Genomic DNA, 20852 nt, shown 5'->3' on the forward strand with positions numbered 1-20852 from the left:
GTCGCACCCGCAGAATCAGTGCGATCGGTCCCTTCGATGGCAGCCTTGCGCGTTCATCGGTGAAAACTCACTTTTGCGCCGTTACCGCTTACTCCAAAGACGCACAAACTTCGCTACCATTGGCGCATTCTCATGCCCCAACCTGAATAGGCCTCATTAACGCCATGCCTGATTTCTATCAACACGATGTAATCACGACGATCCACGATCTTCGCAGCGCCAGCTTGGAAAACCTCGAGACGATGCTGCGTGAGTCAACGCAAAAGCAGAAAATCGGACTGGTTCTGCCGGTCACGGCATCTGACATGCGTGCCGCACCGTTTTCGAAGATCCTCAGCGAATTGGAACAAGCCGACTACATCGGCTCGATTGTCGTCAGCCTCGGGGTCGCACCGGACCAAGCCGACTACGACGAAACCTGCCAAAAAATTGCTCCACTGGGTGAGCGGGCAAAAGTCTTGTGGACCGATGGTCCGGCCGTTCAATCGCTCTATGACGAACTAATCAGTGCGGACATCCCTCTGGCAACGCCCGGTAAAGGTCGGAGCGTTTGGACGGCATTCGGCTACCTACTCGACGACCCCAACATCGAAACATTCGTGCTTCACGATTGCGATATCGTCGACTACGACCGCCAATTGTTGGCCCGCCTTTGCCTGCCCATGGTGCACCCGAGTCTGGACTTCGAGTTCTGCAAAGCCTATTACGCGCGTGTCACTGATCGCATGCACGGCCGCGTGGTACGGCTGCTCGTTGCACCCCTGTTGCGTGCGTTGATTCAATGTTTCCCCGAAAACCAATTTGTGCGTTTTCTCGGCAACTTCCGTTACCCGCTCTCCGGTGAATTCTCGTTAACACGCAACCTCGCCCGTAGCAACCGCGTCGCCAGCGACTGGGGGCTCGAAGTCGGAACACTCGCGGAAGTCTACCGGAACACGTCGCTAAAGCGGGTCTGCCAAGTCGACTTGGCTTGCCTCTACGAGCACAAACACCAAGAGATGTCGATCAACGATTCCCAACGGGGACTCATGAAAATGGCACTCGACATCCTCACCACCATCTATCGCACACTCGCCAGCCAGGGCATTGTGCTAAGCCACTCGACCTTCGTGACCCTGCGGGCGTCATTCCTGCGAATCGCACAAGACTGCATCCGGCAATACGCCGCCGACGCACGTGTTAATTCACTCAACTACAACCGGCACGACGAAGAAGCCGCGATCGAAGCGTTCGCGCAGTGTGTGACTCAGGCGGGAGAGATTTTCTCTAACGATCCGAGCGGAAACCCAGCGATCCCGAACTGGACCCGCATCCGAGCGGCCTTCCCCGACTTCCCTAACCGCTTGCGTGAAACGGTTGGTTAACACGCGAGCCTGCATCCGCGTCGCCGCGGCCTTCATTCTCTGATAGGGCCGTTGGGCGACTCGCGGCCGGTTGCTCTATCAATCCAGCACGCACGCGAATAATCGCAACTGTCCGATCGGTGGTGAGACTTCCCAGAGTTCCTACTTGGAAATCCCTGGTGAAACCCACCACCTCATTTCATTGTCGCTAGGCTCGCTACACCATCCACTGCGGCTGCGATTTGGCGTCGTCGCCAAACCAACCGCGTTTCTTTCCTGCATCGACAAGTCGTGCGGGAGGGCGGACGACTAGCAACGTCGCCAACAGGATGAAAACGATCCCGGCGATGGCGAGTGGTCGGCGCATGTCGGCGATCACGTACACACCCCCTTCGCCTGGGCGGATGATCTCGGTCGAAGCGACCGGCAATCCGTATTGTTTGGCGAGTTTGACGGCGTTGATCATGTTAATGACCGGGACTCCGGACGACAGAAAACGCGTCGCAACGCAATCGGTCGCGGTCGCCGCAGCTGCTTCACCGGTCGGATCCTCAGCAGATGGCGTCCCCGCCTTGCGTGTGGCCGCGGTCACCTTGTTCAACCCCAACAGGTTACGAGGGTGAAATGACGACATTGGACGAATCACACCTTCACCGAGCACGTCGTTACCGATCGTTCCGCCTACCGACGCGTCACCACCACCAACGTTGATGTAGACCGCGTAGGTTTCATCTTCGACGGCCTGCGAGTAAACCATCATACGACGCTCGATCGCGTCGTCGTCGCTCACGCTATCCATCAACGGCAACCCGCTGCGTGCAATCGACGCTTCGAGGATTTCCCGGGTGTCGTCGCTCATGCCAGCGGCGCGGTCTTGGAAACCACCGCGGGAGATCATTTCACTGCGATGACGAATGATGCCTTGGTCGAATAACAATTTCTCCATGTCCGGCCACATCAGGTCGGGTGAGTTCGCACCAAACTGGCTCGACGCCGCACTGCTGATGATCACCGGACGCAAATCCATGGCTTCTGCTGCGGCATACACCGCGATATTGAGTGCTGGGAACGAACCGGTGCAACCAATCGCGATTCGGTCGCCAGGCCGCACTCCCGCTTCGATCAGCAGCCGCATCGCCACGGCGGCAAAGTTCGGGTTGACGCTAGTCAATTTTGCATCGAGGTGTCCGGGGAGGCTGGTCACCAACGACATCGAGGGCCCCACCATGCCGGTGTCGGCTGGGTCGTGGATATCGAGCATCCGGTGCCCCAATACCACACGCTTGCAATGGATCGCGTCGAACGCGTCTTGAGCTTGCTCCGAAGCCCGCAACATGCGGTCTTCGACATCAGGCACCTGCATCGCCGTACCCGCCCAACTTTCGAGCGCGGCCCAACGACTCGGCATGTTCCGCAGCGTGATCACGACCACAACGGACAACGCCGCGAGAAACAACAACGAGCCCGAAGAGATTTTCTGAGGCCGGTAATACAGCTTTTTCATGTTCCGTGTATTTGTTTATGTCATTCAAACAGCAAAAAAATCCAACCACCCACACCCAGCCTCGTCCGATCACGGACGACCCGAGTGTCTAACATCACCCTCACGCCAAGTGCGTGACACCAATCGCGACAAGCGTCAAATGAACCAACGCGGTAGCGATCACCAGCGGAGAAAGCGTTTGCACGACTCCGCTTCGTGCGATCCAAAGAGCCACCAAGCCAGGGATGACGAACCCGATCACGGTCATATTTTGCATCCAAGCCAGCGAGCCCGATGCGGCCGTCGCAACATCACCCGTCAGCGACATACTCACGCCGGGCCAAACCATCTCGAGTACCGCCCGGAGCGTTGCAGCAACTGCGAACCCAAACACCATGGTCAACACCACGCGGCGACGACCAAACAAGATCGCGTAACGATCGACCTCATGAACCAACCAAGCCGTCAGCAACGCCGCGATAATCGTGGCGATAATGGTCAGCGGTTGGTCAAACGAAAGAGCGAGATAGCCGGGAACGATCATCCCGCCGACGCTTAAACCGAAAGCCTCGGTAAACAGCAAACTGACGACCAAGCCGATGCCGATCGACAATGCAAGCCACTCCATCTCAGACCATCTCCATCACACGAACAGGAGCCGATTCGGGACGTTGAAATCGCTCCCACCCGTCTTTTTTCTCAAAGTAATCTGCCAAAGCCATCCCAGGGCCGGCGATGTTACCGACTCCCATTAGCAGCATTCCGGAGGATTGTTCTTGAACGACATTTGCCGCTGGCACGACCGATTCCGCGGCGGCTTCGGCGCGATGGGTTCCGCCATCGGCTTGCCACGTGACAGGCACGTCTGCGTTGTTGGTCGTAGCGGAGTTCGCATAGCGAGCTTGGGTAGTCTTGCTCTCGGCCTCAAACGACTCATGCAACATCGTGACGACTTCGTCACCCGTTGCGTTGCCCAAGCAGAGGATCCGGTTCTGGTCGATACCGCCCTTGAGCAACCGTCGCAGGAACACGTCCGTACCCGAACCAATAATCACCACGCGGTCGTACTTCCGCCAATGAACGCAAGCGTCCGCCATCGTTACCGAGCGGTCGATGCGGTCGACACGGCAGTTCATGACCAGCACGCGGCGGGTGACGCCGGGGAAATAATCGTAGGCGGCGTCCCAGATACGCGTTGTCGATTCGGGGTCGTTCGCGGCGAACGCGTTGACGAAGTGCCACGAATCACCATACACGGTTTGTTGGTGCACACGCATCGCACCCGGGTCCGGTTGAGCCGCCCACATGCCACGCAGTGCCACATCTCGGGCGACACCCATTTGTTCGCAAACAGCCAGCGAGAGGGCAACGTTTTCGGCGTGCTCAAGGTATGAGAACTGAGCCAACTCCTCCGGAGTCACCGTCGCAGAGTCTTCGGCTGTGATGTTACGCATGCTCGAACCACGGTCGGCACAAGCGGCATTCATCACCTGCAAAGAGTCGTTACGATCCTCGGCCGTGAGCAACGTCCCGCCGACGGGAACAGTCGCCGACAAGGCACGAGCGACGTCGAGCCGGGTCGGTCCCATCACATCGAGGTGATCGGCACGAGCATTCGTGATCACACCGTGGGTCGAACGAACGAGCTTCAGTTCGCAAACCGATTGCAGCAACGGTTGCAATGCCATGCACTCGATCACAAGCGCCTCGGCACCCTCGGCGACAGCCGTTTTGACAATCCGTTTTTGCTCGATCACGTTGGCACGATCAGGACGGAAGATCGGCAATTCCCGACCGTCGTCGAAGATCATCCTCGCCAACGTGCCTGTGGTCTTTGCACAAGTCCGAATCCCTCCGGCTCGCAATCCTGCAGCGATTAAGCGGGTAACGGAAGACTTGCCTCGAGTTCCATTAACGTGAATCCGATAAGGAATCTTCTCGAGCTGGCGACGATACCACCATGCTTCCAACAAGGCAACCAAGCCTACGATGACGGCAACCGCCACCAATGCAACCAAGCCGTTCACAGACGGTTCTCTTTCGACGTGAGGAGAAACTACAGTTCGCTCGATCCAATGCCAACAGAGGCAGAGGGGGAAAATCGAACAACTTTGCGTGACAGATCCAATGATTCGCTGCAATCCAACAGCGGATCCATGACTAGGTGTGTAAAACGCTTACCGTCTACCACATGGTTTCGCTCTATCGGTCTGCTGTCCAAACACCAGGGTGCATGACATCCGACCGATCTGCGGTGAACCTAACTAGGTTGGGAGCGTGTCGTTTTAGCTGTGAAAAGGATCGACGAACCGAGGCAGCTAGGCTCGATGTGTGTTCGTCGACAACGCGAGAATTATTCTATCTGTTCGGTCTGAGTAAAGACCGATACGCAAGAATTTTTCGCCAAACACCCAAAGGCGTCCGGCCAGCCATTGTATCGCCACAACGGCACATGCAGCTTCACTAAAAAGTTCGCAACATATTGACGCAGGTTCACTTTTTCTCCAAGAAGGCAATCGGATCTCGCCAGTTTCAACAGCCGGAGAACAAACCCATCCAATTGGCTGATTTACCGTCATATCGTAGGAATTGCGTCCAAGCTTCAACCGCCGATCTCTTGCCACTGACGCACGAGATCTTGGCAACCTCAGCTTGAGTTCGCGTGAACCCAAATCCTCTCTTTGCAACGGGAACGTGTTACCGACGGACGCGTTACAAACACCGCAAGTTGCCGCACCTACGTAAGCGTTAGGTCGTTGCATTCACTTGGTGGCGCACTTGCCGAGCGTTTTGGCGTCGACGGATTCCTCAAAACGCTCAATCGACGCAGCGAGGCCGTTTTCATCGCTTTCCACGATCGCCCCACACAACCGCACATCTCGGGTGGCGACGTGAAAGTGGCATGGCTCGAACGTGAGCGTTGTTTTGGTAACCCGCCCGACGTCGCGCCCGATGACGCTGTCGTACGGCCCACACATGCCGACATCACACTGCATTGCTGTCCCACCCGCCATCACATGAGCGTCGGCCGTCGGAACATGCGTATGGGTCCCCAACACCGCCGAAACGCGCCCATCGAGGTATCGGGCGAGCGTCTGCTTGTCTCCCGTCGCCTCGGCATGCATATCGACCACGATCGCATCGGTGTGGCCCTCCATTTCTTCGAGAGCACGATCCACCGCGGTAAACGGGCAATCCACCGGTCGCATGAAGACCCGCCCGAGGATTGAGATCACGCCGAGTCGACCGGCTGGGGTGGGCACGATGACCCAAGTTCGCCCAGCGGCGTCGGTGGGATAATTCGCCGGCTTCACGATCCGATCACTCTCCTTGAGGATCGGAATGATCTCGGCGCGGCGATAGATATGGTCCCCCATCGTGACCGCGTCGACGCCCGCATCGATCAGCCGCCGATACTGGCGTGGCATCAGGCCGGCACCATCGGCAGCGTTCTCCGCGTTCACAATGACCGCATCGAGCGAATGCTTTTCTTTTAGATCGCGGGTTCGCGCCAGGACCGCAGAATAGCCTGGCTTACCAACGACATCGCCAAGAAACAAGAATCGCACTGGTGTCCATCCCAAACCATTCGCCCGAAAGCGGAAATCAGAACATTACCACGACAAACACGCCAATTACCAACGCAGGCCGAAACGCTCGCCACCGGTATCCCGGTTGTTGCCACCCTTGAGTGGACCGGCGTGTTGAGGCTGCACCGCCACCTCGCGTGGTGGTTCATCGACCTCTTCTTCGGCCGCATCACTTGGTTTTTCAGCAACGGCGTTTGCCGCCTTGATCGAAAGACCAATTTTCTGCGCGTCGCGGTCAAAACTCAGCACTTTGACGGTCACCGTATCACCAACGTTAACCACGCTGCTGACTTTGGAAACCCGGTGGCTGGCCAGCTCACTGATGTGAACGAGCCCCTCAACACCTGCAGTCAAACGCACAAAGGCACCGAAGTCGGCCGTCTTGGTCACCGTACCGGAATGCACCGAACCGACCGCGAATTCGCTTTCGGCGGTATCCCACGGGTTTTCGAGTAAGTCACGGTAGGACAAACCGATCTTGCCGGTTTGCTTGTCGATCTTGTCGACTTTGACTTTGACCTTCTGGCCTTCTTTGATCACATCGCTCGGGTGCTTGATCCGCTCCCAGCTCAATTTGCTGACATGGATCAACCCGTCCAGGCCGCCGAGATCGACGAACGCGCCGAAATCGCGAACGCTGCGGACAACGCCTTCAAGGATGTCGCCGGCTTCGATCTTCTCAAGCTGTTCCGCACGACGAACTTCGCGTTCACGTTCAAGGATTGCCCGACGGCTGACGACGAGGTTGCCGCGGCGGGCGTTGGCCTCGGTGACGAGGCAAATCATCTTTTGATCGACGAATTCCGAGAGGTCTTCGACGCGATACTCGGTCACTTGGCTGATCGGCATGAAACCGCGGATCGACCCGATTTGGCATTCCAGTCCACCGGTGTTGTGTCCGGTAACGAGCACCTCAACGACCGAGCCTTCGTCGATGTCGTCCCAATCGCTGACTTCGATCGCCGATCCCGGCAAGGTGCAGGAATACAGGCCGTCTTCGCGATTGAACCCGCGAACGACGACTTCAACGTCGGTGCCTGGCGTCGGCTCCGTTTCGGTGAACTGTTCAAACGGGATGGTTCCCTCGTCGGGTCCACCGAGCGAAACGAATACGGTGTCCTCTTTGATTTTCAACACCTTCGCATGCACACGGGCACCTTCCTCGAGCGGCTCGCGACGATCGGGCAATCCAGCCGTTCCGCCGTAAAAGGCATCCAGATCGGCATCGGCCAGCGATGCATCGAGTTCGGCTTGCAGGTCGTCCGTCAAACCATGGCGGATATTCGGGACGCTGACTTTGCCCGGTTTGGGAACTTCGATCTTCGCCGACTTCGTGACGTCTTGGTCCGATTCACCGACCAAACGTGGACGCGGAGCCTTTTTCTTTCCGCCGCCGGGTTTTCCGCCGGCTTTCGGCTGGGCCTTTTCCAAATCTTCGGTCGAGACCGCTGCCGGCGATTGGGGTTTGGCAACGCCCAAACCTCGAGCGGCGAGTGGACCACTGCCGATTCGCGGCAATGGGGCTTTCGACTTTGATGGCTTCGACTCAGACGCTTCGGCACCAACGGCTTCCTTTGCGGTCGATTCAGCAGCGTCGGAAGCGGAAGCTTCCGGAGCAGACGACGCTTCCGGGGAAGGCGTTACCTCGGGGGAGGGCGAAGCGGCCGCAGAGGAGGCTTCTACGGACGAAGCTTCGGGCGAAGGCGGAGTGGAATCCGGATTCTCGGTCACTGACATGTTTCGGCGTCGGCGGGCAGGAGCAGGGGCATAGGAATGACGCGAGCACTCTCTGTTTTTACAACGAAGCACTCCCGTAGGTGCGAGACGAGGTCGCCCATTGGGACGTAGCGACGCAAGCACTCTTCATCAACAACCCGCAGTCTAGCAATCCAAACGCCCAGCCGGTAGCCTTCCCAGCGAACCTGTTTCACCCGAAAAGCGTCGACGCGCCGGTTCCCGCCCTCCATTTCGCGTCCCAGCCCCACCTTTCATCGTCCCATGCCCAGATTCGACGATTTTTTCCTGCCCACCGCGGATCAATTTTCTCCCGATCTTCGCGCGGCCATCGAAGCCGCTCCGCTGCCGAGCCTGACCGAGGGCCCGACCGACGCCGCCCTGACGAGCCTGCTCAGTCGCCCCCAGGCGTGCCGATTGTCCACCAACAGTGGCGGCTCGCCGATCCCGTCGCTGGCCCTCTCAGGATTATGGTTGCTCGCCGGTGATCTCGACCGCAGCCATACGATCAGTCAAGACGAACCGTCGCGTGAAGGCAGTTTCTGGCACGGGATCATGCATCGACGCGAAGGTGATTACTCCAACGCGAGCTATTGGTTCCACCGTGTCCGGTCGTCCGTCGTATTCGAACAACTCGCGGAAATCTATCCCGACTCCTACGGCGATCCGTTTGAGTTCAACGATGCCGTCGCCGCGGCCGTTCGCCAACGTGACGAAGACAAGGTCTCCGAACTGCAACAAATCCAGTGGACCGAGTGGCAACTGCTGTTGCGGGAATGCCTGCCCGCATGATCCACGGGGCGATTGATTGCCGGATACTGGGGTCGCTGGCGTGGACAACGTTGGCGTCCACCGACCTTGCCGACGCATCCTCGTGGGTGCGTTTTGGTCAGATCGTCAGCAGCGTGCTCGGCGTGTTTCTGATTATCGGCGTCGGTGCTTTTTGCCGGTCACGCAAATGGCTATCCGCGGAAGCCGACTTCTCACTCGCCAAGATCACCGCCAACGTTTTGATGCCGGCGCTCTTTCTCGATCGAATCCTCAACGACGAAACGCTCAACTCGATCTCAACCGCGTGGCTGCCCCCCGTGCTCGGCTTTGGGTTCACCGTCGTGGGCATGCTCACCGCATGGTCAGCGGCAAAAGTACTCGGCCGCTGGATCAGTCTCGTGACCGACAAACAACAACGTGCCTTCGCACTTTGTGCCGGCATTTGCAACTACGGCTACATCCCGCTGCCGCTCGCGCAGATCTTTTATCCGAGCGCGGAAGTGGATCTGATCCTGCATAACGTCGGCGTCGACATGGCCATGTGGAGCGTCGGGATTGCAATCATCTCGGGCGGCAACGGCACCAAAAAAGTGAAAGCCGCACCTGGATTGAAATCAAAACTTTCGCGATGGGTCGGGATGACGCTGCCGGCACTGACCAGCGCGCCGATCCTGGCCGCGGCAATCGCGGTCGCTATCCGCGTGCTCGGCTGGGACACGTTTGTTCCAAACTCGTTGATGAAAACGATCGGCATCCTCGCGGCGGCATCGATCCCAATGGGACTGCTGCTAAGTGGCGCGATCATCATCGATTTCCTCAAAGCCTCGCAGTGGACCGGTGCCACACCGCTGATTTTCTTTTCTATCGGGCTGCGACAACTGCTGTTGCCAGTCGCCATGCTCGGTTTCGCGGGACTGGTGCTGACCCAGACTGACCTCAAACAAGTCCTGTTGCTGCAAGCGGCCATGCCGTCGGCGGTGTTCCCCGTCGTGTTGACGCGTCTCTATCACGGCGACACGACCACGGCACTTCGCGTCGTCTTGTCAACATCGATCGCGGGCTTGTTCTTGATTCCCCTGTGGATGTCATTCGGCGGTTGGTGGCTCGGCGTTTGAGCTGACTCGGAGTTTGGGCCACCCGCGATTTCCATCGCTCATGCGACCACCACCTTGAGCCTTTTCAAAATCGACATGGGATGCAGAGCCGGTTCCTACCCGCTAAATCAAGGCCGTCCGGTGGGAAGTGAACCGACATCGTTTACAAAATGCTCGAAAAACCGCGTCCCCCACCCTCAACCAAAAAACAAAGCCACGCTGCGAGAACAGCGTGACTTCGATCGTTGAAACGGATCAGACGCAGATAGGCGACGTCCTAAAAGCCGGCTTCCAGGCCGACGCTCAGGCCGTAGAAACTCAGGCTGTCGTCGAGTGGGGAGTCGGTAGCGAGTCCATTGTCCGGACCGCGGAAGTACGCAGGTGGGTTGGGTCCGCCGACGCCGCCGAAGTGCTGAGCTTCCATCGCGACTCGCATCGTCAACCATTCCACCGGAACATACTGAATGCCGAATTTGATTTCAGCGTTCGTGACAAACGCGTTAGCGAGATCGTCCCACTCTGTTACCCGGACGGCGTGGAGTTCTTGCAGCGATGCGTTCGTCGTGTCCGATACCGCGTACTCTTGGTTGCCTAGCAACAAGGCACCACGGGCATCGGCGAACAATGACAACCGGTTGAGCGGTAGTCGATGAGTAAACCGCATCGCCACCGTGGGCCCCACCCCGCGAAACTCAGTATTGGAAAACACATCTTCCCGGCCCGACACGACAGACTCATTCGTCAATGCCGTGTAGCCCTGTTTGATTCGCGCGTATCGCAGACCTGCGAAAAGATCAATCGGCAAGCTGAGCGAACGTTGTACCTCAAGGTCGATCACGTCAGCGCGGACCGAACTGGTGAAGTCACCGTCTTCGACGAAACCGGCTCCGGTCACAATGTCGCCGTCCTCGGCATGGTAACCAACCGTTGCCCAATAGCCTGTCGGGATCATGGCGTTAGCGGCATCCGCTCGAAACGACGACGTGTGGTCGAATTGCCAATACCGCATCCGATACCCGAGTTTGCCGGCGGCCGGCATCACGCCGAATTCAACCCGTGGACTGTGCTCCATCTTCCATGGGAAAATGGCCTGCGCGAAACCATCATCGGTTTCAATCAAGTACGCCGACTGGTTGCTTTGCACCGCTTGAACGATCACGCTCTCGTACGTGGCGTAGTACCGCGGCGTCTTCCGCCCCGGACTGTGCAGCGGGCTGTTGAGTTGAGACCGCAGTTGCCCGATCTCCATGTGCTGTGCGGATAGTTGCGACTGCAAATCGGCCAATTGCAACGAGACCGGATCAACCGCCTGATAGTCTTCAAACGCGACCGTGCGCAACGATCCGTCGCGAATCGTCAGCGGCTGGACGTGCTCCTTGGTCGCCTCATCGAGTGGTTTCGCATCAGCAACCAACTGTTCGCTAAGCGTGTCCTCGTCACGCATTCCCAAAAGGCTGGCAAATTCTTCCGGAGTGATTTGCTGGGCCGCAACCCGCTCACCCGCTAGCATGTTGATCGATACCGACAACACGATTGCCGTCAAGAATACAATCGCACGAAACGGGACGTGAGCATGCACGCCGTCATGATCGGAGGGTCGGTTCTTTTCAAAAGTCTTCATGACGGCAGGTTCATTGCAAGGAGGGAATCATAGGGAGGGCGAACGGACTGGTCGTCCGAAGAGTTGCCCGCCGAAGCGGACGAGTGGATGGAGTCGATCAGCACCGAATGCGTCGGCAAGCTTTCGCAAATATCGAGATGACGCGATTGGATCCCGTGAAGCAAATTGGCCACGGCGTCGGCGGGCATGGCAACGTCGGCAAGTTGACGAGACGCCGCGGTCCCGGGATGGATACCAGCGGGACCCAAGATGAAATGGTGGTTTGCCTCGGCGAACGTGGGGTCACGCTCGGGTAAACGCACGCGGCCACTGGTAACGTACTCATCCAACAACATCGACAACGATTCGGGCAGTTCGACGCTTGTCGCGTTTACCCAAAACGGCGTGTCGCGACGGCGTGACACCACATAATGCATCAACAGAAAATCACGAACTTGTGTGTAAACGTCGGTCATCCGAGCATTAAACAATTCGTGGTCGAAGAACGCCGAGTGAAATGTTGACGGTGTCGCTTCTGGCAAACACTCGACGAGTTCATCCAATGCACGCTGGACCAGGAAAATCCCGGTCGACTCGAGCGGCTCGACAAACCCCGACGAAAGGCCCAGCGCGACGCAGTTGCCGACCCACGACCGAGGACGCATGCCGATTCGCATCGGCACGATTTTTGATTGAGTTGTCTGCGGATCGGCACCGACTAGGCTGATTAACTCACGCCGAGCCGTCTCATCGTCGATGTGTCGCGACGAATACACATACCCACAACCGGTGTTTTCGGCCAACGGAATTTGCCACGACCAACCCGCGTTCATTCCGGTACTGATCGTGTACGGTGGGAGGCGTCTCGTTTCCCGATCGCTGCCTGCGGTCGCGTTTGTATCGTCCTGCCCCGGCAAACGTAACGTAACCGCACGATCACAGATTAATTGATCCGACCAATCAACCCACGACGACCGCATCACGCGTTCGATCAAGACGCTCGCAAACCCGGTGCAGTCGACGTACAAATCTGCTTCGAGCGCCGGCTGTCCCTCGAGATGCAGCGAATCAATGTTCCCGTTCTCATCCAGCTCAGCGCCAGTGACTTCCGCGATCTGGTGCCGCACACCTTCGTTCATCGCGACGTCTTTTAAGAACTCCGCGAGCTTACCGGCGTCGAGATGAAACGCGTAATTGCGTGCCATACTCGGCGACCCCGGTCGCCGTGGAGCACAACCGTGCTGACACAGTTCACGTTGAAAACTGTAGTCGGTGTACCGAGAATCGGCCGACACCGCACCTTCTCGCACGGCTCGTCGCCAAGCGTGGATTAGATCCACCCCGTCAATGGGACAACCGCAGATCCCAAACGGGTGCCAATATCGATGCGTCGGCTCGACCCAGTCGTCAAACCGAATGGCTAGCTTGTAAGTGGCACCGGTACGGCGGACGAATTCGTCCTCGTCGATGCCCATGTTTTCGATCCAATCCACCATCGCAGGGATCGTCGCTTCGCCCACGCCGATGGGTGGCAAACGAGCTGATTCGACGACGGTAACCCGACAACCGATGCGTCGCTTGAGTGTCGCCGCGCTCATCCATCCGGCCGTACCGCCACCGACAATGACAACATGACAGCGTCGATCCGGGTCATTGCTGGCATTCTGGCCGGCAAGCGGACGAGATGTCATCGGATTGAAGTCGGTGGAGGGAGGCATACATCGGGGAGTAGCAAATCCCGCCACCTAATAACAGAGCGTTTTCCCGAAAACCCAAGGGAGGTGTCTTTACTTCAGCCTCCGCAAACACGTACTCCCAAGCACTATCGATGCGCGCAGAAAGCGTGTTTCACCCTCAGGGGCAAAACGCGTTCACACCCGAAATAGGCACCTCCTCGTGCCCAAACCACACCGAATGACTTGCGACGCCGATACTGGTCCAGCGAGCGCTTAACCGATCATGAGCCGCACCGATCGAACGTCGCTACCAACCACGAGACGAGCGTCTCATCTCGTCGTTTTCATCTCGTGGTCTTCCGCGACGATCGACGCACCGACTACGCGTGGGTCGTTTCCACGGCTTCGTTCTTGGGCTGATTGATTTCGGCGAGCAATTCACCGAACCACGGCACGTCGATGTCAAATGGCTTGCCGCCTTTGATTCGTTCGAATTCGATCGCACGAAGTTCGTCACCGCGTTCTTCGTCTTCCCCGATCACGCCGCCATCGCCAACGAGTGCACATTCGACGGCCTTCTTCGCACAGCGGCCGATCAGTTCGATGTCGGCAGCGTTGGCCGCCGCCGCGCGAGAATAATAACCGCTCTTTTGAATCAGCGTCTTCTCGGCACCGAGCATTTCGGCAAACTGCTTGCCGAACCATTTACCGGGGTTCACCGCATCGAGTTTGTAGTGACCGAATGCGTCTTTGGGCACTTCTTCACCACGTGATTCGATTTCTGCCACGATCGCGTCCACGCCCGCACCTTCGGAGATGAAGATATTGACGCAGTCGTGCTCGTCCATGATCGCCTTCAAACGTTTGGCTTCATGTTGCAAGTCGAAATGCATTTCCGGGATGTAAACACCGTGAACTTCGCGTCGTTCGCGTGACAACCCGATCTCCGGCAAGAAATTTTTCGTCGCAAGTTGTTCGCGATACTTCACCGCCGTTGCCGCGGTGAGCCAACCGCAATTGCGGCCCATCACTTCGTGCACAATCAACATCCGCGGGTTGGCGTTGTGCTCGGAAACAACGTTCTCAAAGAACTTCGCACCGACCTCCGCAGCCGTCCACGCACCGAGACTTTGCTTGATCGGAATCACGTCGTTGTCGATCGTCTTCGGCAATCCAACAACGGTGAGTGCGTAATTGTGACGGGCAAGGTACGCCGCGAGGTCCGCAGCGGTCGTGTTGGTATCGTCGCCACCAATCGTGTGCAACACATCGACTTTGTCGGTCTGCAATTGCTCAGCGGCAACCTGCAATGGATCTTGTCCCTCTTTGACGAGTCCACGTTTGACACAATCGGCGACGTTGGTCAGCTTGATCCGACTGTTGCCGATCGGGCTGCCGCCATGCTCGTGCAACACGTGGGCACGTTCTCGCATCTGAGGCGTCACTGCGAAACTATCACCGAGCAACAATCCTTTGTAACCCGAGCGGTAACAGATGATTTCGACTTCCGGTGCTTTCTCGCTGTAGGCCTCGATCAAGGCTCCAATGGCGGAAGACAGACAGGGGGCCAATCCCCCGGCGGTGAGAATTCCGACTCGTTTGACCGTCATGACGATAGTTCCCTGAAAGTGGCTCGAAAAACAGATGAACGGATAGGCGGCAAACGCCGCGAACGGATCAGGTAGATTATCGCATTACGGCGGAATCGTCGCCCAGGGGGCAGGTGTCTGGGGGGCACGGGCAATTCACTCGCCCTCAACGCCTGAACAGTCGACCATGTTCTTCCCTTCCGAAAAACGCTCAATCCCGTGTCCATTCGGACCAATCAGCTAGGAAACGCATGAACTTGCGATCAAAAACCGCGCAGCGATTCTTGGTCGCCGGCCAGTTCCTCACCGCGGCAACGTTGGTGCTGACCGCCCGCAATGTGCTGAACTCACCCGTCGCACTCGTCTTGATCGTCGCCGGAGCCTTGCTCGGCATCGGGGCTTGGCTGACGTTCGGTTTGACAAAGATCACTGTCATGCCCGAACTCAAAGACGAAGCGAGACTGATCACAAACGGACCTTATCGTTTCATCCGTCACCCGATGTACACCGCCGTCGCGTTGTTCTGTCTCGGTTTCGTAGTCGCCTCGCCGTCGCTGTGGCGAATCTTGATATGGATCGCACTCGTTGTCGTCGTGACGGCCAAGTCCCGGATCGAAGAAGCGTTCTTACTCGATCGGTTCTCGGAATACTCGCAATACAAAAAACGAACCGGCCGCTTCCTTCCGTTTTGCTAACACGCCCTCATCTCCCATTCTCCCCACGCCCGGACTCAACCACATGACTTGGTTTCAACAACTCACCGGCATCGATGAGCGATCACCCGATCACGTGCGATCCCAAATCAACGTTGACGACGGCGCGCTCGTCATGCCTAACGGCAAACGCATCGCGTTTGGCCGATTGGAAACACCCACGCTCGGCGAATTACGATCGCAAGCCAGCATCATCCGACCGGCAGGAGATGGACTACGCCTCCGCGAAGTCGTCGGTGACGTTCGTAAACTGCACGCCGATCCGGCCAACGCGGGCTCGCTGTTCCAGGTCGCGTCCCAATTCAACTTATTGGAAATGGCTGGACCGTCGGTAACGCCTGAACGTGGAGTCGGTGTCTATGAAAACGATCTTACCCAAGGCCCCGCGTGTGCGATCTCATGCGGTTCCGGCACGATCTACCGCAACTACTTCGCCCCCGTGGGCGACTCGATCGGACAAACCGCCCAACAGCAAATCGATTGCTCGGCCGATCTCGGACAACTCCTCGGCAACGCCAGCGGCACGCTCTGGAAGATGCAAAACGGTTACCTGTTTCCGACCGATTCCGGACTCGAACAAGTCGCAACGAAGCTACAAAGGGCCGACGACGGGGAACGGGACCGATACCGAGAGAGCCTTCGCATCGGCGTGCAGTGGAACACTGCCGTAACATTGCCGGGCTGTGATCACCGTGTGTCGCAAGCGTATTGCTCCGCTCTGCCAGTCGCCTACGGCCGCCAACCGGCAAACCAATGGACGCAGTTCGCCAGACTCGTTCTCGAAGCCGCGTACGAAGCCACGCTGTGCGCGGCCATTCTCAACGACTCCCCACAAGTCTTCCTCACCTTGCTCGGTGGCGGTGTGTTTGGAAATGAGGATCAATGGATCATCGGAGCGATCGAACGAGCCATCGAGAAAGCCCGCCAATACGATCTCGATGTCGCAATCGTTTCATACGGATCGTCCCAGCGAGTTGTCGCTGAATTGGTCACACGATTCGGCGGTGCGGCTTAAACACAGCAACCGGCCTTCCAATCACCGCTGATAAATCGGCAAGAAGCCACGGTCAATCTGCAACATCGTCAGATTACAAGCGGTGACATATACCGGATGGATTTGACCATCCCATGATCCGTCGGCTTGCTGTTCCGCAGAAATGCGATCGTAGAGCCGGTCGCGAAACGGGAACCACAACTCGTCGCCCTGCCGATAAACGACTTGGCTGTAGTACAGATACGTGTAATGCCAATGACCAAAGGACTGGCCGGCCTGACCGATGTCGTGCAGCGACTCTTTGCTGTAGGCGAGCATCTCGGGAACATGCTCGCTGTCGTAATCCCCAGCGTTGTAAAGCGCCGCGAGTGCTGCCGCCGTGATCGCCGGACGACTGCTGCCCGTTTGGCGACTGCTGTAACTGATCCCGCCGTCGGGATTTTTGCAGCGGTAGATGTAGTCTTTCGCTTTCTCGATCACTTCGCTGCTGACCGGGATGCCCGCGTTACGACACCCGCGTAGCCCTTGGACCTGCGTGATCGTCGTGCTGCCTTCATCAAAATCATTGCCTTCTTTCGCCGACACGTATCCCCAACCCCCTGCGGCCGTTTGAGCGTTTCCGCTGAACTGCACCGCGCGGCTGAGCACATCGACGAGTTCCTCGCGGCGGTCGAGCAGACCTTCCTCCCCGAGCACTTGGGAAAGGAACAACATCGCGAATCCGTGCCCGTACGTGTACCGCGAATCGGTCTGCGGGTCGCCGATCAGACCATTGCCCCGCGACTTGCTGATCAAAAAGTCAGCGGCGCGGGCGATTTGACGGGCGTAGGGTCCCTGCGTCGTCGTGCTGCCGCTGGCAATCAGAGCCGTGCCCGCCAAAGCGGCCATCGCGGTCGGATAAACCGTCGTGTTCCACTGCCCACGCGACGACTGCTTGCTGCTGAGCCATTCCAAACCGCGGTCAATCGCCTCCTGCCATTTCGGTTTGGGAATCGCCGCATGGGCGGGCGAAGGCATCCCCCCCACCGTTGCCGCGACACCGCCGCCCACAGCCAAAGCCCGGAGAAATTGACGACGGTCGAACGATGAGAGATTCATAATGGACCCTAAATTGGGAAAATGACGTCATTTCGGGAGCGTTCCGGCACGATCCAGGATAGCAGGAGAATGCCAGATCGAGAAACGCACCATTTTCTACGAAACCAGTGAAGTTGTAACGCCTGTAACGTCGATAACGATTGTGCCACCGATTGGCTGGACTCGAATCGCACGAGAGGCGTACCACGATGACAAACACGATGAATCTACGAACGACCGTCACCACTTTCGTGGCCGCGACTACATTGCTGACCCTGCTGACCGCAACCACCGGATGTCAGGTCTCGCTCAATGGTCAAACGCTGCCAAGCCCGTATTATCTACAGGACGACGTCCAGTATTTCCCTGCCGGGCCTGAATTCAAGCTGCCACGTGAGGCAGCCGCTCTCCGCGCAGCACAAGCCGAAGAAAAATTGAACAAGCGATGAACCGAACCCCGCATCAAGAAAAGATCATTCGCAATTACTACCAAAATCGCGATGTGATCGGGCTGCAAAAAGCCTCCGAAGCGGTAACGGATCTTTACCTCAGCGAAGGAAAAAAACGCGCCACCGTGTGGAAACGGCTGGCCAGCCATCTCGAAAAGATCGGCGTTCCTGAACCGCAAATCGCAGCTCTCCGCGAAGCCGACGACCCTGCTGCGGTGGCGAAACTGCTGGAAAAATACTCCGGCTAAACCACCTGTCTCGGTAATCTCAGCTGACCAACGCCCCAATTTTATTGAGGGCGACGGGTCGCTCAGAGACTCTCTTGGAAGTCCGGATTCTCTTGGATGTCCGACGCGCTCGTGAAACTGCGTTGCAGCGGCTTCACGCCACTTCCCAGCGAATGGCGAGCAACCGGGCGGCCACCAACAGCACGAATGCCGTCACCATCAAGACGGCGAGCTGGGGCCCCAACTCGCTAGGCGGTAACTCACGCCAAAAAACCTTGTCGTAACCGTCCAACGCCCACGCGTTGAACGTCCACAAGCCGGCCCGCTGCAACGATTCGCTCATCACGTAGCGTGGCACCATCGAACCGCCCAGCGCGCTCATCGTCAGGACCGCAACCACGGACAAACCACCGAGTTGTCCCCGGGTCCGGCACAGCGTTGCCAAAAACAGACCAAACGATGCCGCCGCGGAAGCGGTCGCCACCGTCATCATGGCAAAACCATCAAAGTGCTCGGACAAGTTCAAACCGAACACGAGCTGCGCCCAAACGAACATCACGGTGACCTGAACGCATCCCAATAGGGTTAGGTAAAACCATTTGCCAAGCAGCAATTGGTCCATCGTCATGTGCGTCGCGAGCAAGCGTTCGAGCGTTTGGTTCTCGCGTTCTTCCAACAACACACCGCCGCCAGTTGTCGCTCCGAAAAGCAAAAACATGACCGCAATGCCAGCGGCGTAGACACTGATCACCGGATTCGTTTTGCCTTGACCGATGATGTTCACCACTTCAATCTTCGGGGGGCCAAACGCTTGGGGTACAAACGACGGGGCCGGCGGTGACGAAGTCCCGTCCGGTTTGGAGGCGACATTCTGAACGAACTGCGCAAACTCAGCCTGCTCCGAACTCGATGTCGGCTCACCCGTCTGAGATTGTCCGCTGGGCAGTTTCACCGCGGACGTCGGCGGTTCCGCTGCGGACGTTGACGAATCGACCTGCTCCGGTATCCCGGGCGCCGAACCGACCATGATCTCGCGAGTCACCAGAGCCGTGACCACTTGGCTGGCGACTTGGTCCGACGCGTCATTGAGCAGTTCCGCGGAAATCTGCTCGTCCTTCTGATCGATTACCACCGCGATCGTGGCGGTCCCTCGCCGTACCATCATCTCGGCCGTCGATCGATCCACGGTGTCCCCGTCTGACGAACCTCGAATGATCCGGAGTCCCTCGTTTTTGCCAAGATTGTCCAGGACAGTTTGGCATCGATCGGTCACCTCCGACGCCGCAGCCGACTCGGCCGCCCCGTTCACCAACGCCACTTTCACCCGCGGCGTGGAACCGACACCACGCGAAAAGATCAACGCAAAGATACTGAAAAACGCGATCGGGACCACAAATGCCAACAACCATTCGACACGGTTATGTCGAAGGCGGCGCAAATGGATTTCGATGACTTTCCAAATCACGACGGATCAATCTCTCAGTTCGTGACCGGTTAAATGTAAAAACACGTGGTGCAGCGACGGGCTTTGCACATCCACGTCCACCACCCCATATCCGGCCGCTCCCACCGCATCGATCAATCGCGGCAATCCGACAGCGATCTCGGGCACCTTGGCCGAAATCGATCGCTCCCCCGGTTTCACCGCTAACGTCAAACCACACGTCGCCAAAGGTTCATTCCCTTCGCCTCGCAACACGCGATCCAATCGCACCGTCACGCTCCGGTCGCGACCGATCGTCTGCCGAAGCAATTCATCAAACGTTCCGGTGGCAACCACCCGGCCGCGGTCGACGATCACGATCCGGTCGCACTGCGTTTCCGCTTCGTCGAGATGATGAGTCGTCAGCAAGATCGACGTACCACGTTCGCTGAGCTGATCGAGCATCGTAAAGATCCGCTGGCGACTTTGTGGGTCCACACCGACACTCGGCTCGTCAAGCAGCAGGACTTCCGGTTGATGCAAAACACCGCACGCGAGGTTAATACGTCGCTTCATCCCGCCCGAGAAAGTCGAAACCAGATCGTCGCCCCGATCGGCGAGCCCGGTCCACTGCAGCGCCCACTCGACGCGCTTGGCCAAGTTCGAACCACGCAATCCATGAAACCGCCCAAACGCAAACAGGTTCTCGCGAGTCGTGAGGTCTCCATACAAAGCGATCTCTTGTGGCACCAACCCGAGCGTGTCGCGAGCAGAACTGCGGTCGACCGGTTGGCCCATCAATTCAATCGTCCCGGAATCCGGCCGCGTCCGCCCCGAAAGACAACGGATCATCGTCGTTTTCCCCGCCCCGTTGGGACCAAGATAAGCGAGCCGCTCCCCCTGACGCAGCTCAAACGAAACCCCGTCGAGTGCCATGTGGCGCTGAGAACCGCGATTCCAAAACGGCAAAACGCCTCCCTCGCGAGCGTAGCTTTTGCGCAGCTCTTTCACCAAAACGGCGGGGGGCGTGGTGGAAATCAACGCGGTTCTCAGGTGCTGATGTGGGAGGACGTCGCCTGAGAATGGTAC

The 20852-nt window shown here is 57.9% G+C and carries 18 protein-coding genes; 7 read left to right on the forward strand and 11 right to left on the reverse strand.

Going from position 1 to position 20852, the window contains the following annotated elements; genetic code table 11:
* Positions 1-164: 164 nt before the first annotated feature.
* Positions 165-1364 (forward strand): glycosyltransferase family protein, encoded by a 1200-nt coding sequence (locus NB063_RS18950; RefSeq protein WP_250930332.1) that lies wholly within the window; start codon positions 165-167, stop codon positions 1362-1364.
* A gap of 196 nt (positions 1365-1560) precedes the next feature.
* On the opposite strand, the gene pgsW is transcribed toward NB063_RS18950, so the two are convergent.
* The 5 genes from pgsW to NB063_RS18975 form a co-directional block, all read right to left on the reverse strand.
* On the reverse strand, positions 1561-2847 hold the full coding sequence (pgsW, locus tag NB063_RS18955) for a poly-gamma-glutamate system protein (protein WP_250930333.1): 1287 nt from the start codon (positions 2845-2847) through the stop codon (positions 1561-1563).
* Between the two features lie 100 nt (positions 2848-2947).
* On the reverse strand, positions 2948-3454 hold the full coding sequence (pgsC, locus tag NB063_RS18960; protein ID WP_250930334.1) for a poly-gamma-glutamate biosynthesis protein PgsC: 507 nt from the start codon (positions 3452-3454) through the stop codon (positions 2948-2950).
* Between the two features lies 1 nt (position 3455).
* Entirely contained in the window at positions 3456-4853 is a 1398-nt protein-coding gene (gene pgsB, locus NB063_RS18965) for a poly-gamma-glutamate synthase PgsB (protein WP_250930335.1), read from the reverse strand.
* A gap of 735 nt (positions 4854-5588) precedes the next feature.
* Positions 5589-6395 carry a TIGR00282 family metallophosphoesterase gene (locus NB063_RS18970; RefSeq protein ID WP_250930336.1) on the reverse strand — a complete coding sequence of 269 codons (807 nt, stop codon included), beginning with the start codon at positions 6393-6395 and terminating at the stop codon, positions 5589-5591.
* A gap of 66 nt (positions 6396-6461) precedes the next feature.
* Complete coding sequence (locus NB063_RS18975) at positions 6462-8153, reverse strand: 30S ribosomal protein S1 (RefSeq protein WP_250930337.1); 1692 nt, start codon at positions 8151-8153, stop codon at positions 6462-6464.
* Positions 8154-8414: 261 nt separating this feature from the next.
* On the opposite strand from NB063_RS18975, the gene NB063_RS18980 reads away from it, so the two are divergent.
* Together NB063_RS18980 and NB063_RS18985 are read left to right on the forward strand one after the other, a co-directional pair.
* Positions 8415-8942, forward strand: coding sequence for a hypothetical protein (locus NB063_RS18980; protein ID WP_250930338.1), 528 nt, complete (start codon positions 8415-8417; stop codon positions 8940-8942).
* Positions 8906-10036 carry an AEC family transporter gene (locus tag NB063_RS18985; RefSeq protein ID WP_250930339.1) on the forward strand — a complete coding sequence of 377 codons (1131 nt, stop codon included), beginning with the start codon at positions 8906-8908 and terminating at the stop codon, positions 10034-10036. Before NB063_RS18980 ends, NB063_RS18985 begins: the two co-directional genes overlap by 37 nt.
* A 256-nt stretch (positions 10037-10292) precedes the next feature.
* Here the strand turns inward: NB063_RS18985 and NB063_RS18990 are convergent, their stop codons facing one another.
* The 3 genes from NB063_RS18990 to NB063_RS19000 all read right to left on the reverse strand — a co-directional run bounded on the left by NB063_RS18990 (position 10293) and on the right by NB063_RS19000 (position 14901).
* Positions 10293-11636, reverse strand: a complete 1344-nt coding sequence (locus NB063_RS18990) for an Lpg1974 family pore-forming outer membrane protein (protein WP_250930340.1) — start codon at positions 11634-11636, stop codon at positions 10293-10295.
* Positions 11633-13333 (reverse strand): tryptophan halogenase family protein, encoded by a 1701-nt coding sequence (locus tag NB063_RS18995; RefSeq protein ID WP_250930341.1) that lies wholly within the window; start codon positions 13331-13333, stop codon positions 11633-11635. Before NB063_RS18995 ends, NB063_RS18990 begins: the two co-directional genes overlap by 4 nt.
* Positions 13334-13671: 338 nt before the next feature.
* Positions 13672-14901: a pyrophosphate--fructose-6-phosphate 1-phosphotransferase gene (locus NB063_RS19000; RefSeq protein ID WP_250930342.1), complete on the reverse strand. Its 1230-nt coding sequence runs from the start codon at positions 14899-14901 to the stop codon at positions 13672-13674.
* A 230-nt stretch (positions 14902-15131) separates the two neighbouring features.
* Between NB063_RS19000 and NB063_RS19005 the strand changes: the two genes are divergently transcribed.
* Both NB063_RS19005 and NB063_RS19010 read left to right on the forward strand, forming a co-directional pair.
* Positions 15132-15575, forward strand: a complete 444-nt coding sequence (locus tag NB063_RS19005; RefSeq protein ID WP_250930343.1) for a methyltransferase family protein — start codon at positions 15132-15134, stop codon at positions 15573-15575.
* 43 nt (positions 15576-15618) lie between these two features.
* Entirely contained in the window at positions 15619-16608 is a 990-nt protein-coding gene (locus NB063_RS19010) for a hypothetical protein (protein WP_250930344.1), read from the forward strand.
* A gap of 21 nt (positions 16609-16629) precedes the next feature.
* On the opposite strand, the gene NB063_RS19015 is transcribed toward NB063_RS19010, so the two are convergent.
* A complete protein-coding gene (locus NB063_RS19015; protein WP_250930345.1) occupies positions 16630-17685 on the reverse strand; it encodes a prenyltransferase/squalene oxidase repeat-containing protein in 1056 nt (351 codons plus the stop codon).
* 200 nt (positions 17686-17885) lie between these two features.
* Here NB063_RS19015 and NB063_RS19020 point away from each other — a divergent pair, with 200 nt between their 5' ends.
* Entirely contained in the window at positions 17886-18113 is a 228-nt protein-coding gene (locus NB063_RS19020) for a hypothetical protein (RefSeq protein ID WP_250930346.1), read from the forward strand.
* On the forward strand, positions 18110-18361 hold the full coding sequence (locus tag NB063_RS19025; protein WP_250930347.1) for a hypothetical protein: 252 nt from the start codon (positions 18110-18112) through the stop codon (positions 18359-18361). The genes NB063_RS19020 and NB063_RS19025 overlap by 4 nt, the downstream gene beginning before the upstream one ends.
* A 133-nt stretch (positions 18362-18494) precedes the next feature.
* Here the strand turns inward: NB063_RS19025 and NB063_RS19030 are convergent, their stop codons facing one another.
* Both NB063_RS19030 and NB063_RS19035 read right to left on the reverse strand, forming a co-directional pair.
* Positions 18495-19805, reverse strand: a complete 1311-nt coding sequence (locus NB063_RS19030) for an ABC transporter permease (RefSeq protein ID WP_250930348.1) — start codon at positions 19803-19805, stop codon at positions 18495-18497.
* Positions 19806-19811: 6 nt separating this feature from the next.
* Entirely contained in the window at positions 19812-20804 is a 993-nt protein-coding gene (locus NB063_RS19035) for an ABC transporter ATP-binding protein (RefSeq protein ID WP_250930349.1), read from the reverse strand.
* Positions 20805-20852 lie beyond the last annotated feature (48 nt).

Origin of the sequence: Aporhodopirellula aestuarii (genome assembly GCF_023701485.1) — a bacterium.
Taxonomy (GTDB): domain Bacteria; phylum Planctomycetota; class Planctomycetia; order Pirellulales; family Pirellulaceae; genus Rhodopirellula; species Rhodopirellula aestuarii.

Bases quoted from the DNA above. Each gene is read 5' to 3' on its own strand.
- NB063_RS18950 (WP_250930332.1), top strand. From the start codon at position 165: ATGCCTGATTTCTATCAACACGATGTAATCACGACGATCCACGATCTT.
- pgsW (WP_250930333.1), bottom strand. From the start codon at position 2,847: ATGAAAAAGCTGTATTACCGGCCTCAGAAAATCTCTTCGGGCTCGTTG.
- pgsC (WP_250930334.1), bottom strand. From the start codon at position 3,454: ATGGAGTGGCTTGCATTGTCGATCGGCATCGGCTTGGTCGTCAGTTTG.
- NB063_RS18975 (WP_250930337.1), bottom strand. From the start codon at position 8,153: ATGTCAGTGACCGAGAATCCGGATTCCACTCCGCCTTCGCCCGAAGCT.
- NB063_RS18980 (WP_250930338.1), top strand. From the start codon at position 8,415: ATGCCCAGATTCGACGATTTTTTCCTGCCCACCGCGGATCAATTTTCT.
- NB063_RS18990 (WP_250930340.1), bottom strand. From the start codon at position 11,636: ATGAAGACTTTTGAAAAGAACCGACCCTCCGATCATGACGGCGTGCAT.
- NB063_RS18995 (WP_250930341.1), bottom strand. From the start codon at position 13,333: ATGCCTCCCTCCACCGACTTCAATCCGATGACATCTCGTCCGCTTGCC.
- NB063_RS19000 (WP_250930342.1), bottom strand. From the start codon at position 14,901: ATGACGGTCAAACGAGTCGGAATTCTCACCGCCGGGGGATTGGCCCCC.
- NB063_RS19005 (WP_250930343.1), top strand. From the start codon at position 15,132: ATGAACTTGCGATCAAAAACCGCGCAGCGATTCTTGGTCGCCGGCCAG.
- NB063_RS19010 (WP_250930344.1), top strand. From the start codon at position 15,619: ATGACTTGGTTTCAACAACTCACCGGCATCGATGAGCGATCACCCGAT.
- NB063_RS19015 (WP_250930345.1), bottom strand. From the start codon at position 17,685: ATGAATCTCTCATCGTTCGACCGTCGTCAATTTCTCCGGGCTTTGGCT.
- NB063_RS19020 (WP_250930346.1), top strand. From the start codon at position 17,886: ATGAATCTACGAACGACCGTCACCACTTTCGTGGCCGCGACTACATTG.
- NB063_RS19025 (WP_250930347.1), top strand. From the start codon at position 18,110: ATGAACCGAACCCCGCATCAAGAAAAGATCATTCGCAATTACTACCAA.